This is a genomic window from Massilia eburnea (assembly GCF_009720745.1).
In the GTDB taxonomy this organism is placed as follows: Bacteria; Pseudomonadota; Gammaproteobacteria; order Burkholderiales; family Burkholderiaceae_D; genus Rugamonas; species Rugamonas eburnea.
On sequence record NZ_WNKX01000010.1, the window covers coordinates 52,632 to 68,119 of the forward strand.

Here is a 15,488-nt window from a genome sequence, read left to right on the forward strand (position 1 = left end):
CAATGACAGCGCAAAGCTGCCATTGTCGTACCCGGCCTCGATCGGTACTTTGCGGGGGGAAGCAGCTGAACTGCCCTCCCCCTCGACTCAGAAGCTAGCCTTGACGCCCAGGTTGATCGCGCCTTTGCGACGGCCCTGGTCGACTTCGTTCTTGCCGAAGTGTTCGTACTCCAGCACGCCCGACAGCTTGTCGGTGAAGGCGTATTCGGCGCCAACCGAAGCGTACAGCGCGTTACGGCTGTTATCGCTGTCGTACGCCAAGGCCAGGCCGGTGGCATTCACCTTGTTGGTGTTGTGGGCCACACCCAGCTTGCCGGTCACCGCGAACTGCTGGTTGATCGGGAAGGTGCCCTTGCCTGCCAGGTAATAGGACTTGGATTTGCTCTCGATGCTGCCAGTGCCGGCGTTAGTGGTGTAGTCGTAAGACTGTTTGCCGAAGTCGACATAACCGGCTTCCACACCCCAGGTCTTGTCGATCTGCACGCCACCGAAGATCTTGCCACCGTATTCGGTGCTCTTGGTGTCGCCGCCGCTGGTGTCGTTAGGCAGGTTGTACTTGTTGCTGGTGCCCACGACCCCAGCGCCGACATAAGGTTTCAGCTCTTGGGCCTGGACGGATGCCGCGCCCAGGGCAACGGCGGAAGTAATGAGGGCGAGTGCGATTTTTTTCATGTTCGTGATCTTTCAGCAAAATTGATTGGGCTTGCTTGGGATCGCTCTTCGTCTCTGGAAGTGCGATGGAAAGCACGATAACACTGCCAAAAGTTCAAGGGGGAGACGAACTGGTAAGAATTGTGTGATTTTGTAAGTGACCTTGAATTACCAATGTTCAGCCCAAGATAGCCGAACTTGGCATCAGATGAGCCGAAATGTGAGATTTACGCGGGCACCACAGGGTTTTCGCTCCTTGTTGATGCCATGCCGCCAACCATGCTGGAGTTTGCCTGCCATGAGCAGCAAGCTGCCATCCGTCAGGTCGATTTTCACGGTTTTCGGCAGCTTCTTGTGCTTCAAGATGAAGGTGCGGGTAGCGCCGAAGCTGACCGAAGCGATGGTCGGTTCCGGTCCCAGTTCGACCTCATCATCGCTGTGGAAACCCATGCTGTCCTGTTCGTTGCGGTAATAGTTCAGCAGGACGCTATTGAAGCGCTTGCCGGTGGCAGCCTCGACCGCCCGCTTGATTTCCAGCTGCAGCGGCGTGAATGGCAGGGGATTGAAGGTGCGGCCCGAATACGTGTAGCTCTTCTCCCCATACCAGGCGCTCAGCCGCGGCTGCGCCACTTCGCGGCCGAACAGGAAAATGGTTTCCGCTTTCCAGGCCGTGCCGTCCAGCAACCCCTGCATAACTTGCGCGTTATCCACAGCGAGCGGCAACTGCTGCATGAAATACAGCTCGCCGTCGTCGATCGGGATGGGTAATAACTCGGCTTCGGCGGAAAACTGGTCCATAGAGGGTATGATATAGCAATGAAGAAACGTCAATTCCTTGGCGCCGTGGCAGCGGCCGGCGCCCTCCCGTCCCTGGGCACCGCTGCTCCCAAAGCCGAGCGCGGCCCAACCTTGCTGACCGTAACCGGCGCGATTGCCAAAGCGAACCGCGGCGGCTTCGACCGCGTCGCCGACCAGATGATGCATCGCCAACGGCTGAGCTTCGAGAAGGCGTTCACCTTCGATTTTGCAGCCCTGGCGGCGCTGCCGGCTGTCACCATCAGTCCGACACTGGAATACGATAGCAGGGTGCACACCCTGTCCGGCCCATTGCTGGTGGACGTGCTGAAAGCTGCCGGCGCGAAAACCGGCGACAACAGCAACCTGGTGCTGCGTGCGGTGGATGGCTATGCGGTGGCGGTAGCGCTGGCGCGCGCCAGGGCGCAGCGCTTCATCGTTGCTACGCATATGGATGGCGCGCCGATGGCGCTGGGCGGCCTGGGGCCTTTATGGGCAATTTACGATGCGGACCGCGTGCCCGAAATGGCAGGCAGGCCAGTGGGCGAGCGCTTCACCACCTGCCCTTGGGCCCTCTATCACATCGAGGTTCAGGCGTAAGCTTCGGCCAGCGACATCACGCGCGGAGCGATGGCGACGCCGATGTCACCGAAAATCTTGTTGATGATGGCCATATTGACTTCGGCTTCGTCCGCCTTCCAGCCATTGAAGAGGTCGGTGCCATCTTTCTGGAAATGCAGGTCCAGCACCTTGCCACGGTCTTTGTGGGTGTAGCCGGAGCTGTGCACCTGCTTGAAGCCGCCGGCAGCCAGGGCTTCCAGTACGGAGGTCGGTGGATTGTCCGGGTCGGTTGCCATGTAGACCCCGAAAGTCTTGCCAGGCGGTTTGGCGGCAATATCAACTTCATAGATGCCAGGCGCCTTGGTGACCGACGTGGATTTCAAAAATAACATGGCTTTCCCCTAGAACTGTGTGTGGCTTTTCCGAAGTAAACCAGCTTATTGCGAACGGCCAATTTTGTCACCCGCCGGGGCCATCTTTTTGCTCTACCACAACACAAGAGAGAGCAAAAAGCACGTCCTGCCTTTCAACTATACTTTTACACTGCTCGATTGCAAGGCCTGTTATCAGGGCAGCCCAGCACGTTTGCGCGCAGCCAGCGCTACGGTAGGCGGAACCAGGGCCTCGTACAGCTTGCCGGTGGCCTCATCCCATTTTGCCACTGCTCCATGTTGACGCTGCACGGTTGCCATATCGCCGCGCGCCACCGGCCCGGTGAGTGCCGGCGCGGCGCCAAGGCGGAAGGCGTTTTCCATCGATTCCAGCGCCAGGGGACGCGCCAGTTCGCGCGCCACGGCTTCCGGAACGCCCGCCGCCTGGTACGCCCGCAGCGCCGCGTCGATCACGGTCACCAGGTAATTGCTCGCGAAGACGGCCGCGGCGTGGTACACGGTCTTGGCGGATGGATCGATCTGCACGGCCCGGCCTCCGATTGCCGCCAGTGCAGGCAGGAGCACATCGAGCGCCTGCTGGTCGCCTTCCACCCCACAGAAAGTACCCGCAAAGCCGGCCGCCACGGCCTCCGTGTCGGCAAAGCTGCGGATAGGGTGCAGGCTGGCGACATGCGCGCCGGCTGCGCGCGCTGCTGCCAACTTGTCCGAAGCCAGCGCGCCGCTGCAATGGAATATCACGGCGCCTTGCAAGGGGACGGCCGCCGCCAATGCCTCGCCAGCCGGCACGATCTGGTCATCGGAGACGGTGAGCATGTAGACGTCGGCCCGGCGCAAGGCGCCTCCGGCGACTGCAGGCGTACCAGCGCCGATGAAGGCCTGCGCTTGCACTGCGCTGTCCATGGAACGGGCCACGACGTCCTGAACGGCGAACACGCCGGCACGCGAGAACAGGCGCCCGAGCACGCGGCCCACCTGGCCGCCGCCAACGACGGAAAGCTTCAGCATCAGAAACTCGACCCCGGCTGCTTGAGGAATTCAACTTCTTCCGGCGTCGATTCCCGGCCCAGGATGGCGTTCCGGTGCGGGAAACGCCCGAACCGGCGGATCACCTCGAAATGCTTCTTCGCGAAATCGAGCATGCCGGCATAGCCCGGCGCATCCGCCGCCAGCATTTCGAACAGGTCCACGCAGCGCATCTGCATCGACAAGTTTTCCGAATGCTCAAGCGGCATATACGAGAAGGCGCGCTGCGCTGGGGGCAAGGTCTGGTTGGCGCCCGAATCGTCCAGGGCTTTGGCCGCCTCCAGCGCCAGCTCGTCGCCGGCGAAGGCCTTCGGCGTGCCGCGATAGACGTTGCGGGTGAACTGGTCCAGTACGATGATGCGCGCCAGCGTGCCTTGCGTGCCCTCGTCGTCCCAATGGCGCAGGCCGCCCACCAGTCCTTCTTCGATGACGTCGCCGAATTGCTGGAAGATTGCGCGGTCGAATGCGTCGTCCTTGCGCCACCATTCGGGGCGCTGCATATTGTGGCCCTTGGCGCCGATCGGCAGGAACCAGAAGTCAAGAACGTCTTGTGAATGGATGACCAAACCTGCCTCCTAGTTGCGTGCGTGGGTGACCTGGAAACTGTCGATGCCGTCGAAGTGCGTCATCTCTTCCGCGATGCGCGACAGCGGCGAACCGCTGCGCTTGCTGAGCGCGAGCGCGACGAAGCGCCATTCCAGCTTGCCCTGGTCCATGCCGATGGTGAGCGAACCGCCGGCGATCTGGTAGCCGCGCTCCAGCGCCATGGCGCGCAGCTGGTCTTCCTTCGGCTCAAAGCCCGGCTTGAAACGCATGGTGATCGCGATGGCGTGGCGCGACGGCAGCCAGGCCTCCACCTTCGACAGGAAAATCATCGACATCGCGCACAGGAAGGCCAGGCCCATCGCGCCCAGGTAGAACCCGAGACCCACTGCCACGCCGATGACGGACGAAGCCCAGATCGACGCCGCCGTCGTCAGGCCGGAAATATTGAAGCCTTCGCGCATGATCACGCCGGCGCCAAGGAAGCCGATGCCGGTCACGATACCCTGCACCACGCGGGTCGGGTCGGTGCCCACCAGTTCCGACATATGGCCGCCGAACCACAGGTTGGGATAGCCGCACAATACCGTCAGCGCAGCCGACGCCATGCATACCAGCCCATAGGTACGCATGCCAGCCGCCCGGCCATGGTAAGAGCGCTCATAGCCGACGCACAGGCCAAGCAGGAGCGCCCCGCCGATATTCATCAGGATCACAAGATTGGTCGCCAGTTCGCCGGACGACCAGTAAGCGCGCAGGAATTCTATGCTTGGCATGGCTGCCTCACTTATGGTTTTGGTGTTTTCTTGGCTGCGAGCTGCTTTTCGAATGCTACATCGAGTTTGCTGACGCGTTTCACTTTTTGCGGGCCTTGCGCGTTGACGAAGGCGACGAAGTCGTCCAGTTCCATCGGCGGGCATAGCGGCGGCTGGCCCGGCCCTTCGGTCAGGAAGAAGTGGCCGCTGCCGGTCATGGTCATCGAATAGGCCTGGTTGCCGGAACGCTCTTTCAGGCGCGCCAGCGCGTTGGATGCTTTGGTGGAGCGGCTCATATTGCCTCCGTCCTTTGTTCCAGCCATTGCAGCGCAGCGCCGCTGACATGCGGGCGCAGGCGCTGGCGCACGGTGGCGTGGTAGTCGTTCAGCCAGCGCACCTCGTCTTCGCGCAGCAGCGACTTGTCGATGCAGCGCGTGTCGATCGGGCACAGGGTCAGGGTTTCAAAGCGCAGGAATTCGCCGAATTCGGAATTGGCGGCCGGCACATTCAGTACCAGGTTCTCGATGCGGATGCCCCATTTGCCGGGACGGTAGATGCCCGGCTCGTTGGAAGTGATCATGCCCGGTTCCATCGCCGTATGCGCATCCGGCGGCGTGGAGGGAGAAATCGATTGCGGGCCTTCGTGAACGTTCAGGAAGAAGCCGACCCCGTGCCCGGTGCCGTGGCCGAAATCGATGCCGGCCGCCCACAGCGGCGCGCGCGCAATCGCATCCAGCATCGGCGACTTCACGCCGCGCGGGAACTGGGCCACGGACAATGCCATCATGCCCTTCAGCACCAGGGTGAAATCGCGCTGATGTTCCGGGGTGATGGCGCCGACCGGCACCACGCGCGTGATATCGGTGGTGCCCCCTGTGTACTGGCCGCCGGAATCGAGCAGCAGCAGGCCATCTCCTTCAACCACCGCGCTGCCTTGCGCCGGCGCGCGGTAATGCATGATCGCACCGTTCGCATTGAAGCCGGCGATGGTGCCGAAACTCGGGCTGACAAAGCCGGAACGACGGCGGCGCGCCTGCAGCAGGTGCTGGCCGATTGCATATTCGGTCAGCGGCTCGCGCTGCGGATCCGCCAGCGTTTGTTCCAGCCAGCTAAAGAATTCGCACAGCGCTGCCCCATCCTGCTCCATCGTGGCGCGCACGTAATCGGCTTCATGTTCGGTCTTACGCGATTTGGCAAACGTAGTCGGATTGACCGCCTCGATCACGTTCACACGGTCAGGCACGGCCTGACGGGTGCCGAACGTGATGCGGCGCGGGTCCAGCAGCAGCGTACTGCCGGCGGGGAGCGATGCCAGCGCCTGCGCCACTTCTTCGTATGGCTCGACGAAGACATTGTCGGCCGCCAGCAGGCCGGCCAGGCCGGGTTCGATTTTTCCTGCCCCGACGAACAGCATGGTGCGCTCGCGATCCACTAGCGCGTGCGACAGGAAGATTGGGTTGTAGTTGACGTCCGAACCGCGCAGGTTGAACAGGTAAGCGATGTCGTCCAGCGTCGAAATGATGTGGTGGGTAGCGCCCTGGCGCTCCATTTCGACACGCAGCGCCGCCAGCTTGGCAGCGCGGGGCTTGTCCGCGAATGGACGCTGGTGTTCGTAAGCAGGTGCATCTGGCAGGCCGGGCCGGTCGGTCCACACTTCTTCAAGCAGGTCGAGGTCCGTCCGCATGGCGATGCCGCGTGCCTGCAGCAGGCGGGCGACCGACAGGCCCAGAACCGCGCCATCCACCGCCAACACCTGGCCTGGCTGCAGCGTCTGCGCCAGCCAGTCGATGTACTGCACGCTGGCTCCCGATGAAATTTTCATCAATCGCACGCCGGTGCCGGCCAGTTCCGATTCGGCCTGGGTCCAATAACGGCCGTCAGTCCAGACGCCAGCGAAATCCTGGGTAATGATGAAGGTACCGACCGAACCGGTGAAGTTCGACAGCCACTCGCGGCCCTGCCAACGCGGCGGCAAATATTCTGACAAGTGCGGATCGGAAGATGGGACCATGCAGGCGTCAACCTGATGGCGGCGCATGGCCGCGCGCATGGATTCCAGTCTGGTGCTGATTGATTCTTTCATAGCGCAATCATACCGCGATTGCGCCGACTTGCTTAGCCAGCGCCGCATTCAGGCGCCAGGGGGTTACCACGCCGGGATTGCTGTGCCATGATTTGCCTCATGGACTGATGCAACCCAAATTGAAGCGGAGAAGAATTGATTCCTGAAGATATACGCGAAGAGATCATGCGCCGCTTGGCTGCAGCGGAAGCCGAGCATGATGTCCGGATCCTGCTGGCCGTCGAATCAGGCAGCCGTGCCTGGGGCTTCGCCTCGCCGAACAGTGATTACGATGTACGCTTCATTTACGCACATCGGCCAGAATGGTACCTGTCCGTTGACCTGGAAGAGCGGCGCGACGTCATTGAGTACAAGATCGTCGACGACATCGACTTGAATGGCTGGGATGTCCGCAAGGCGCTGCGCCTGTTCCGCAGATCGAACCCTGCATTTGTGGAATGGATCCAGTCGCCGATCCTGTACCGTTCACACGGCGGCTTCGCCGATGCCGCACGCACGTTACTGCCTAAGGTCTATTCCTGCGAAAGCGGCGCCTACCATTACCGCAACATGGCAAAGACCAACTATCGTGGCTACCTGCGTGCCGAGATGGTGCCTTTGAAGAAGTACTTTTACGTGCTGCGCCCACTGCTGGCCGTCCGTTGGCTTGAGCGCTATGCTATCGCTGCACCGATCGAGTTTGAAAAGCTGCTGCATTTGCTGGAGGGTGAAATGCAGTTGCTCGAAGCGATCGCAACGCTCCTGGAAAAGAAGAAAGCGGCACCGGAAATGGGCCTGTCCGAGCCCGTTCCGTGCCTGAACCGGTTTATCGAGGCGGAACTCGCCCGCCTTGAACAACCGAGTGTTGACCGTTTTCAGCGAAGCGATGTCAATGCTGAACTGAACCAGCTATTCCACGCCACCTTGGCCGAGCAACGTTAAGTCTACCTACATGCGCGGCTCGCCATCTCGGTTGACGGTGATAGTGCGGCCGGGCTCAGCGCTCAGCTGGGCGCGGTGCTCAACACCGTGGAAATCGTAGGTCACGTCCCAGTATTGCGGCGTGCGGCTGGGGACTGCCTCGCAGCGCTGCACGTTCTGGGCGTATTGGTTGCCGCTGTTGCGGCCGACATTCGAGCCGACTGCAGCACCGGCGATGGCGCCGCCGACCGTCGCGACATCGCGGCCGGTACCGCGGCCGACCTGGTGGCCCAGCACGCCGCCGATCAGGGCGCCGGCAATCGTGCCGACGGTGCCGTTATCGCCCGAAGACGTCACCTGCTCACGCTCAACCCAGCATCGCTGTTCCGGCGGTCCGACCACGGCGCGGGCGGAGGTGATCGGTGCTTCGAACAAGCGCTCCCTTGGCCGCTGGCGGTATTCATAGGTCGCTTGTGGCAGCGGCTCCGGCGCGTAAGCCATTTCATTGACCTGGCGGCGGCGCGGTACCGGCCGAATCGATGAAATGCTGTTGTTCATGCCCATGCCGCGCAGCGACTCGTAACTGCCGCGGCGCAAGATCTTGCATTCGCCGCCAAAATAGGCGTCCTCGCAGACTTCCCAGCGGCCGCCCTCGACCACGACCGACGAGGCGCGGTCGTTGAATCCTGCCGCGCTTAAGTCTCGGATCGAGTTATTGGCAGTCAATGGCCGTCCACGCCAGCCTTCACCGGGGTAAAGCGTAATTTGTGCAAATGCTTGGGCGCCCAGCAAGGCAAGGAATGCCGCCAGCGCAGTTCTGATTGGAAAGTTCATGATGTCCTCCGATACAGATCAGGTGCGCCCAGCATGCCGCTGCAATGTGGGCTGGTCTGTTCGGGAACGCTCGTTGCAAAATCTAAGCTTCGAAGCGGCGCAAACCGTCGAGGTCAAGGATACGGATGCCGCCGTAGTCCACGCGCAACAAGCCCTGCTTTTCAAGCACTTGCAGCGCCTGGTTGGCGCGCTGGCGCGAAGAGCCCGACAGCAGGCCGACCTCTTCTTGGGAAATCTGCACCAGCCGCTCGATGCCGGGGTACAGATGGGAATTAAACAGGGATGCCAGGCAGCGCGCAACGCGTGTATCCGGGTCCAGCAAGCGTTCGTTTTCCACCATGCCGATGAACTGACCCAAACGTTCGTTGAGCTGCATCAAGAGGAACCGGGTGAAGGGTAGGCTATTCTCGAGCAGGTAGTGGAAAGTAACGGCAGGCATGCGCGCAATCCGGCTGTCGCGCAGGGTCATGGCGTCATATCGGCGGCATTCGTCTTTTAGTAATGAACCTTCACCAAACCAGCCGCCAGGCGGCACGCCAGTAAATGTGACGCTTTTCCCGTTTGGAGAAAAATTATTCATTTTCACCATGCCCGAGATAATGCCAATCCAATTATCGACAATTTCCCCTTTATGACAAACGAAGCCGCCTTTGGGAATAAATTCTTCGTAGCAGGTGGCCTCCACGCGCGCCAGCAGTTCCGCTGTGAGCACAGGGGCCCAGGTGGAACTACGAATGGCTTCGATCAGGCTCGGTTCAGTTTTCATTGTTGTTGCGTCGCACCATCAAAAGTCGTCGAATTGTCTTTGAAATGACAACTTTGCGACATAGCTCACGCTAATATCATCACACAAAAAGCGCGGCCCACCTAAAAAGCGCACTTGAAAACCCAAGGAGACACCGTGCAGGATAATCTGACGACCTTCCCTCGCAGGCTGCTTCAGCATGGCAAGGAGCGGCCGCACAAGCCTGCGTTCCGCGAAAAGGACCTGGGCATCTGGCAGACCTGGGACTGGCAGCAAACGAACGAAGAAGTGCGCGCGCTGGCTTGCGGACTGGCCGCGATCGGCTTCCAGCGCGGCATGAACCTGGCGATCATCGGCGACAACCGCCCGCGCCTGTACTGGTCGATGCTGGCGGCGCAGTGCCTGGGCGGCGTGCCGGTGCCGATGTACCAGGATGCGCCGGCAGCCGACATGGCGTTCGTGCTGGAGAACGCGGAAATCCAGTACGCCATCGTCGAAGACCAGGAGCAGGTCGACAAGCTGCTCGACCTGTGCGAGCAATGCCCGGATATCAAGCACATCGCCTACGAAGACGAACGGGGCATGCGCAATTACACGCACCAGCAGCTGATGTCCTATGCCCGCCTGCAGGAACTGGGGCGCGCATACGACAAGGCGCATCCCGGCTTCTACGAGGCCGCGATTGCGGAGGGCAAGGAAAGCGACAGCGCCATCATCCTGTACACCTCCGGTACCACCGGCAAACCGAAAGGCGTGTGCCAGACCCATAAGGCGCTGCTGTCGGCAGCGATTGGCGGCATCAGTTTCGACAAGCTGACCGATGAAGAGAATGTACTGTCCTACCTGCCGATGGCATGGGTGGGCGACTGCCTGTTTTCATTTGCACAGGCGATGACCGCCGGCTTTACCGTCAATTGCCCCGAATCGTCGGATACCGTCACCACCGACTTGCGCGAAATCGGCCCATCCTATTACTTTGCCCCGCCGCGCATCTTCGAAAACATGCTGACGCAGGTAATGATCCGCATGGAAGACGCAGGCGCCATCAAGCGCAAGATGTTCCATCACTTCATGGCGGTGGCGCGGCGCGTGGGCTCGGACATCCTTGATGGCAAACAGGTAGCGCTGGGCGACCGTATCAGCTACGCCATCGGCAATATGCTGGTGTATGGCCCACTGCGCAATGTGCTGGGCATGTCGCGCATCCGGGTGGCTTACACGGCGGGCGCCGCGATCGGACCGGACCTGTTCCGCATCTACCGTTCCATTGGCGTAAACCTGAAACAGTTCTACGGCTCGACCGAGACCTGCGCTTACATCTGCCTGCAACCGGATGGCGAAATCAAGTTCGACTCCGTCGGCAAGCCGGCGCCGGGCGTGGAGGTAAAACTGGCGCCCAACGGCGAAGTGCTGGTCAAGTCGCCAACCTTGATGCACTGCTATTACAAGCGTCCCGATGCAACGGCCGAAGCCATCGACGGCGACGGCTACTTCCACACCGGCGATGCCGGCATCTTCGACAACGACGGCCATCTGCGCATCATCGACCGCGCGGCCGACGTGGGCAAGATGAACAACGGCGCCATCTTCGCGCCCAACTACATCGAGAACAAGCTGAAGTTCTTCCCCTTCATTAAGGAAGCGGTGGCTTTCGGGCATGAGCGCGACAAGGTGACCGCCTTCATCAACATCGATATGGAGGCTGTGGGCAACTGGGCAGAACGGCGCGGCATCGCCTACTCGGGCTATACCGACCTGGCCGCGCACGAACAGACCTATGCGCTGGTGAAGGAATGCGTGGAAAAGGTCAACGCCGACCTGGCGCAGGAGGCCTTGATGGCTGACACGCAAGTGCACCGCTTCCTGGTGCTGCACAAGGAGCTCGACCCTGACGACGACGAACTGACCCGCACCCGCAAGGTGCGCCGCAAGTTCATCGCCGAGAAATACGCGGTGCTGATCGAGGCACTGTACGGCGGCAAAGCTTCGCAATACATCGAAACCCAGGTCAAGTTCGAGGACGGGCGCACCGGCACGGTGGCGGCTGACCTGCGGATCATGGACCTCAAGGCAGCATAAGCGGGGAAGCCACCATGCAAATGAACGAACCGGAAGCCATCACTGCCGGCCGCAAGATCGGCGACGTGATCCTGGACATGCGCAATATCTCGCTGTCGTTCGGCGGGGTGAAGGCGCTGACCAATATCTCCTTCAACGTGCGCGAGCATGAGATCCGCGCCATCATCGGCCCGAACGGCGCGGGCAAGAGCTCGATGCTGAACGTGATCAACGGCGTGTACCGCCCGCAGCAGGGCGAGATCGTGTATCGCGGCCAACAGCGCAAGAATATGGATTGCTACGCCGCCGCCAAGTCGGGCATCGCGCGCACCTTCCAGAACATCGCGCTGTTCAAGGGCATGACGGTGCTGGACAACATCATGACCGGCCGCAACCTGAAGATGAAGTCCAACTTCCTGCTGCAGGCGCTGTACTGGGGGCCCGCGCAGCGTGAAGAAATCGAGCACCGCCGCAAATGCGAGGAGGTGATCGACTTCCTCGAGATCCAGCATATCCGCAAGACGCCTGTCGGCCGCCTGCCTTACGGGCTGCAGAAGCGCGTTGAGCTGGGCCGCGCACTGGCCGCCGAACCGCAAATCCTGCTGCTGGACGAACCGATGGCCGGCATGAACGTGGAAGAAAAGCAGGACATGTGCCGCTTCATCCTCGACGTGAACGAACAATTCGGCACCACCATCGTTCTGATCGAGCACGATATGGGCGTGGTGATGGATATTTCGGACCGCGTGGTGGTGCTGGATTACGGCAAAAAGATCGGCGACGGCACGCCGGATGAAGTCCGCACCAACCAGGACGTGATCGACGCTTATCTCGGAGTGGCCCACTGATGGATATCTCCTTCTTCTTCGAGACCCTGATCGGGGGCTTGCTGTCCGGCGTCATGTACGCGCTGGTGGCGATCGGCTTTGTGCTGATCTACAAGGCTTCCGGCGTGTTCAATTTTGCGCAGGGTGCGATGGTGTTCTTTGCCGCACTGACCTGCGTGGGCTTCATGGACAAATTCGGCATGTCGCTGTGGCTTGCGATCCCGGCCACCGTGCTGGCGATGGTCGTCCTCGGCTTTGCCATCGAACGCGTCGTGCTGCGGCCCCTGGTAAACCAGCCGGAAATCACGCTGTTCATGGCGACCATTGGCCTGGCCTTCTTCATTGAAGGGTTGGCGCAACTGATCTGGGGCTCCCAGGTGCACAAGCTGGACCTGCCGATTGAAGACGTACCGAGCGAATACATCATGGAGAAGTTCAACATCATCGTCTCCAATTTCGACCTGATCGCCGCCGTGATTTGCGCCGTGCTGGTCGCGCTTCTGGCACTGATGTTCGCCAAGACCAAGGTCGGGCGCGCCCTGCGCGCGGTAGCGGACGACCACCAGGCGGCGCAGGCGGTAGGCATTCCGCTGCAGCGCATCTGGGCCATCCTGTGGGCGGTGGCGGGCATGGTCGCCCTGGTGGCCGGCATGCTGTGGGGCGCGCGCAATGGCGTGCAGTTTGCGCTCACCTTCATCGCCCTGAAGGCGCTGCCGGTGCTGATCCTGGGCGGCTTCACCTCGGTGCCGGGGGCGATCGTGGGCGGGCTGATTATCGGCGCCTCCGAGAAGCTGGCTGAGGTCTATATCGGCCCGCACGTGGGCGGTGGCATCGAGGGCTGGTTCCCTTACGTGCTGGCCCTGATGTTCCTGCTGGTGCGCCCCGAAGGGCTGTTCGGCGAAAAAATCATCCGGAGGATCTAAGCGATGTTCTACCGCGAAGCAGGACAATTCAAGACCAGCTACGAGGCGGACGGCCAGATCCTGCCGATCCGCCAGGACCGCATCGCCCTGTTCACGACGCTCGCCGTGGCGCTGCTGGTGCTGCCGCTGGTATCGTCGCCCTACATGCTGTCGGCTATCTTCATCCCCTTCCTGATTTTTGCGCTGGCGGCGCTCGGGCTGAACATCCTCACGGGTTACGCGGGCCAGCTGTCGCTCGGTACCGCGGCGTTCATGGCGGTGGGCGCGTTCGGGGCATACAACTTCATGCTGCGCGTGCCCGGCATTCCGGTGCTGCTGGCCTTTGTGCTGGGCGGCCTGTGCGCCGCCATGGTCGGCATTGCCTTTGGCCTGCCATCGCTGCGCATCCGCGGCTTTTACCTGGCCGCCTCGACGCTGGCGACGCAGTTCTTTGTCGTGTGGTGCCTGACCAAAATCGGCTGGCTGACCAATAACAGCTCCTCCGGCGTGATCACGGCGCAGAAAATGGAAATCTTCGGCTACGGCTTCGATACGCCGGAGCGCAAATACCTGCTGGTGCTCGCCGTGGTGGTCGTCATGGCGCTGCTGGCCAAGAACATGATCCGCTCCAACGTCGGCCGTTCCTGGATGGCCGTGCGCGACATGGATATGGCGGCGGAAGTGATCGGCATCCGCCTGATGCGCACCAAGCTGCTGGCGTTTGCGGTGAGCTCCTTTTATTGCGGGGTGGCAGGCGCGCTGTATGCCTTCGCCTACCTCGGCACCGTGGAGCCGGAAGCCTACAACCTGGACCTGTCCTTCCGCATCCTGTTCATGATCATTATCGGCGGCGTCGGCTCGGTGCTTGGCTCCTTCCTCGGCTCGGCGTTCATCGTGCTGTTGCCTGTGTTCCTGAACATTGTGGCGCACGGGCTTTCCCTGCCTACCACCGTGGCATCCAACCTGGAACTGATGGTGTTCGGCGCCCTGATCATTTTCTTCCTGATCGTGGAACCCCACGGTCTGGCACGTTTGTGGCAAATCGGCAAAGAGAAACTCCGCCTGTGGCCCTTCCCCCACTGAGCGGACCAACTAAAACCTGGAGACATCACATGAAATCGTTCGTACTTGGCATTGCCTTAGCAAGCAGCATCGTCGCCAGTAGCGCATGGGCGCAACCAGCCGAACAGTTTGTCGCCCTGCCCTCCTACCGCGTCGGGCCTTATGCGGCTGGCGGCTCCGGTTTCTATGGCGGCATCATCGACTACTTCAACCTGGTCAACGCCAACGGCGGCGTGAACGGCGTGAAAATCGCCTGGGAAGAATGCGAGACCGAATACAACCCGTCGCGCGGCGTGGAATGCTATGAACGCCTGAAAACCAAGAATGGCGGCGCCACCGTGGTGGAACCGCTGTCGACCGGCATCGCCTACGGCATCCTGGACCGCATCCCGCAAGACAAGATCCCGATGACCACCCTCGGTTACGGCCGCTCGGATGCCGCCAACGGCAAAGTCTTCCCCTACGTATTCCCGCTGATCTCCAACTACTGGAGCCAGGCCGCTGCGATGATCAAGTACCTGGGCGAAAAGAGCGGCGGCATGGATAAGCTGAAGGGGAAGAAAATCGTGCACCTGTACCACGACTCCGCCTTTGGCAAAGAACCGCTGCCCGTGCTGGAAGCGCTGTCCGCCCAATACGGCTTCGAACTGATCAAGATTCCTGTAGCGCCGCCCGGCAGCGAGCAGCAGTCGCAATGGCTGCAGATCCGCCAGGCCAAGCCGGATTACGTGATCCTGTGGGGCTGGGGCGTGATGAACTCGGTCGCCATCAAGACCGCACAGCGCAACGGCTTCCCGCGCGAGAAGATGCTGGGCGTATGGTGGGCCGGCTCCGAGGAAGATACCGTGCCATCGGGCGATGCGGCCAAGGGCTACACCTCGATGACCTTCAACACGCCAGGCAATTATCCGCTGCTGGATGAACTGCGCAAGAAGGTCTACGCCGGCGGCAAAGGCAATCTGACCGACCAGAGCCGCATTGGCTCCGTTTATCACATGCGCGGCCTGACCGCGGGCGTGATGTATGTGGAAGCGATGCGCGCGGCGCAGGACAAATTCGGCAAGGGCAAGCCGGTCACCGGCGAGCAGCTGCGCTGGGGCCTGGAAAACCTGAACATCGATGAAGCACGCCAGAAGGTACTGGGTGTCTACAACATGTTCCCGACCGTGAAGACTTCCTGCGACGACCATGAAGGCTCGGGCGCCGTGAAAGTCCAGCAGTGGGACGGCAAGGCCTGGAAGGCTGTCACGCCGAACTGGGTGGTGGGCGACAAAGTCCTGCTGCGCAAGCTGGTGGATGAATCGTCCGGCAAATACGCGGCCGAGAAAAAGATCACGCCTGCCTGCATGAAGTGAGA

At 61.2% G+C, this 15,488-nt stretch carries 17 protein-coding genes; 7 read left to right on the top strand and 10 right to left on the bottom strand.

Annotated elements, in window-relative coordinates; genetic code table 11:
* Positions 1-87: 87 nt before the first annotated feature.
* Together GM658_RS14715 and GM658_RS14720 are read right to left on the bottom strand one after the other, a co-directional pair.
* Positions 88-672, bottom strand: coding sequence for a porin family protein (locus GM658_RS14715; RefSeq protein ID WP_155454808.1), 585 nt, complete (start codon positions 670-672; stop codon positions 88-90).
* A 183-nt stretch (positions 673-855) separates the two neighbouring features.
* Complete coding sequence (locus GM658_RS14720) at positions 856-1,449, bottom strand: alpha-ketoglutarate-dependent dioxygenase AlkB family protein (RefSeq protein WP_155454809.1); 594 nt, start codon at positions 1,447-1,449, stop codon at positions 856-858.
* 18 nt (positions 1,450-1,467) lie between these two features.
* On the opposite strand from GM658_RS14720, the gene GM658_RS14725 reads away from it, so the two are divergent.
* Complete coding sequence (locus GM658_RS14725) at positions 1,468-2,046, top strand: putative pterin-binding protein (protein WP_155454810.1); 579 nt, start codon at positions 1,468-1,470, stop codon at positions 2,044-2,046.
* On the opposite strand, the gene GM658_RS14730 is transcribed toward GM658_RS14725, so the two are convergent.
* The 6 genes from GM658_RS14730 to GM658_RS14755 all read right to left on the bottom strand — a co-directional run bounded on the left by GM658_RS14730 (position 2,037) and on the right by GM658_RS14755 (position 6,803).
* Complete coding sequence (locus GM658_RS14730) at positions 2,037-2,399, bottom strand: hypothetical protein (RefSeq protein ID WP_155454811.1); 363 nt, start codon at positions 2,397-2,399, stop codon at positions 2,037-2,039. The two genes, GM658_RS14725 and GM658_RS14730, sit on opposite strands and share 10 nt — an antisense overlap.
* A 174-nt stretch (positions 2,400-2,573) precedes the next feature.
* Positions 2,574-3,404, bottom strand: a complete 831-nt coding sequence (locus GM658_RS14735) for a Rossmann-like and DUF2520 domain-containing protein (RefSeq protein WP_155454812.1) — start codon at positions 3,402-3,404, stop codon at positions 2,574-2,576.
* Complete coding sequence (locus GM658_RS14740; protein WP_155454813.1) at positions 3,404-3,988, bottom strand: DUF924 family protein; 585 nt, start codon at positions 3,986-3,988, stop codon at positions 3,404-3,406. The genes GM658_RS14735 and GM658_RS14740 overlap by 1 nt, the downstream gene beginning before the upstream one ends.
* A gap of 9 nt (positions 3,989-3,997) precedes the next feature.
* Positions 3,998-4,741, bottom strand: coding sequence for an MgtC/SapB family protein (locus GM658_RS14745; RefSeq protein WP_155454814.1), 744 nt, complete (start codon positions 4,739-4,741; stop codon positions 3,998-4,000).
* A gap of 11 nt (positions 4,742-4,752) precedes the next feature.
* A complete protein-coding gene (locus GM658_RS14750; RefSeq protein ID WP_130316218.1) occupies positions 4,753-5,016 on the bottom strand; it encodes a hypothetical protein in 264 nt (87 codons plus the stop codon).
* The gene (locus tag GM658_RS14755; RefSeq protein ID WP_155454815.1) at positions 5,013-6,803 is read right to left on the bottom strand and encodes an aminopeptidase P family protein; all 1,791 of its coding nucleotides are present in this window, start codon (positions 6,801-6,803) and stop codon (positions 5,013-5,015) included. The genes GM658_RS14750 and GM658_RS14755 overlap by 4 nt, the downstream gene beginning before the upstream one ends.
* A 135-nt stretch (positions 6,804-6,938) precedes the next feature.
* Here GM658_RS14755 and GM658_RS14760 point away from each other — a divergent pair, with 135 nt between their 5' ends.
* Positions 6,939-7,724, top strand: coding sequence for a nucleotidyltransferase domain-containing protein (locus tag GM658_RS14760; protein ID WP_229416913.1), 786 nt, complete (start codon positions 6,939-6,941; stop codon positions 7,722-7,724).
* Between the two features lie 6 nt (positions 7,725-7,730).
* Here GM658_RS14760 and GM658_RS14765 read toward each other — a convergent pair whose 3' ends face one another.
* Positions 7,731-8,537 (bottom strand): beta/gamma crystallin-related protein, encoded by an 807-nt coding sequence (locus tag GM658_RS14765; RefSeq protein WP_155454816.1) that lies wholly within the window; start codon positions 8,535-8,537, stop codon positions 7,731-7,733.
* 82 nt (positions 8,538-8,619) lie between these two features.
* The gene (locus GM658_RS14770) at positions 8,620-9,303 is read right to left on the bottom strand and encodes a Crp/Fnr family transcriptional regulator (RefSeq protein ID WP_155454817.1); all 684 of its coding nucleotides are present in this window, start codon (positions 9,301-9,303) and stop codon (positions 8,620-8,622) included.
* A gap of 114 nt (positions 9,304-9,417) precedes the next feature.
* On the opposite strand from GM658_RS14770, the gene GM658_RS14775 reads away from it, so the two are divergent.
* Genes GM658_RS14775 through GM658_RS14795 form a run of 5 tightly spaced genes read left to right on the top strand, consistent with a single transcriptional unit; the run spans position 9,418 to position 15,486 of the window.
* A complete protein-coding gene (locus tag GM658_RS14775) occupies positions 9,418-11,361 on the top strand; it encodes an AMP-dependent synthetase/ligase (RefSeq protein WP_229416914.1) in 1,944 nt (647 codons plus the stop codon).
* 14 nt (positions 11,362-11,375) lie between these two features.
* Complete coding sequence (locus tag GM658_RS14780) at positions 11,376-12,188, top strand: ABC transporter ATP-binding protein (protein WP_155454818.1); 813 nt, start codon at positions 11,376-11,378, stop codon at positions 12,186-12,188.
* A 5-nt stretch (positions 12,189-12,193) separates the two neighbouring features.
* Positions 12,194-13,090, top strand: a complete 897-nt coding sequence (locus tag GM658_RS14785; protein ID WP_371865119.1) for a branched-chain amino acid ABC transporter permease — start codon at positions 12,194-12,196, stop codon at positions 13,088-13,090.
* A 3-nt stretch (positions 13,091-13,093) separates the two neighbouring features.
* Entirely contained in the window at positions 13,094-14,152 is a 1,059-nt protein-coding gene (locus GM658_RS14790; RefSeq protein WP_155454820.1) for a branched-chain amino acid ABC transporter permease, read from the top strand.
* A gap of 29 nt (positions 14,153-14,181) precedes the next feature.
* A complete protein-coding gene (locus GM658_RS14795; RefSeq protein WP_155454821.1) occupies positions 14,182-15,486 on the top strand; it encodes an ABC transporter substrate-binding protein in 1,305 nt (434 codons plus the stop codon).
* The last annotated feature ends 2 nt before the right edge of the window (positions 15,487-15,488 follow it).

Bases quoted from the DNA above. Each gene is read 5' to 3' on its own strand.
- GM658_RS14715 (WP_155454808.1), bottom strand. From the start codon at position 672: ATGAAAAAAATCGCACTCGCCCTCATTACTTCCGCCGTTGCCCTGGGC.
- GM658_RS14720 (WP_155454809.1), bottom strand. From the start codon at position 1,449: ATGGACCAGTTTTCCGCCGAAGCCGAGTTATTACCCATCCCGATCGAC.
- GM658_RS14725 (WP_155454810.1), top strand. From the start codon at position 1,468: ATGAAGAAACGTCAATTCCTTGGCGCCGTGGCAGCGGCCGGCGCCCTC.
- GM658_RS14730 (WP_155454811.1), bottom strand. From the start codon at position 2,399: ATGTTATTTTTGAAATCCACGTCGGTCACCAAGGCGCCTGGCATCTAT.
- GM658_RS14735 (WP_155454812.1), bottom strand. From the start codon at position 3,404: ATGCTGAAGCTTTCCGTCGTTGGCGGCGGCCAGGTGGGCCGCGTGCTC.
- GM658_RS14745 (WP_155454814.1), bottom strand. From the start codon at position 4,741: ATGCCAAGCATAGAATTCCTGCGCGCTTACTGGTCGTCCGGCGAACTG.
- GM658_RS14750 (WP_130316218.1), bottom strand. From the start codon at position 5,016: ATGAGCCGCTCCACCAAAGCATCCAACGCGCTGGCGCGCCTGAAAGAG.
- GM658_RS14755 (WP_155454815.1), bottom strand. From the start codon at position 6,803: ATGAAAGAATCAATCAGCACCAGACTGGAATCCATGCGCGCGGCCATG.
- GM658_RS14765 (WP_155454816.1), bottom strand. From the start codon at position 8,537: ATGAACTTTCCAATCAGAACTGCGCTGGCGGCATTCCTTGCCTTGCTG.
- GM658_RS14770 (WP_155454817.1), bottom strand. From the start codon at position 9,303: ATGAAAACTGAACCGAGCCTGATCGAAGCCATTCGTAGTTCCACCTGG.
- GM658_RS14780 (WP_155454818.1), top strand. From the start codon at position 11,376: ATGCAAATGAACGAACCGGAAGCCATCACTGCCGGCCGCAAGATCGGC.
- GM658_RS14790 (WP_155454820.1), top strand. From the start codon at position 13,094: ATGTTCTACCGCGAAGCAGGACAATTCAAGACCAGCTACGAGGCGGAC.
- GM658_RS14795 (WP_155454821.1), top strand. From the start codon at position 14,182: ATGAAATCGTTCGTACTTGGCATTGCCTTAGCAAGCAGCATCGTCGCC.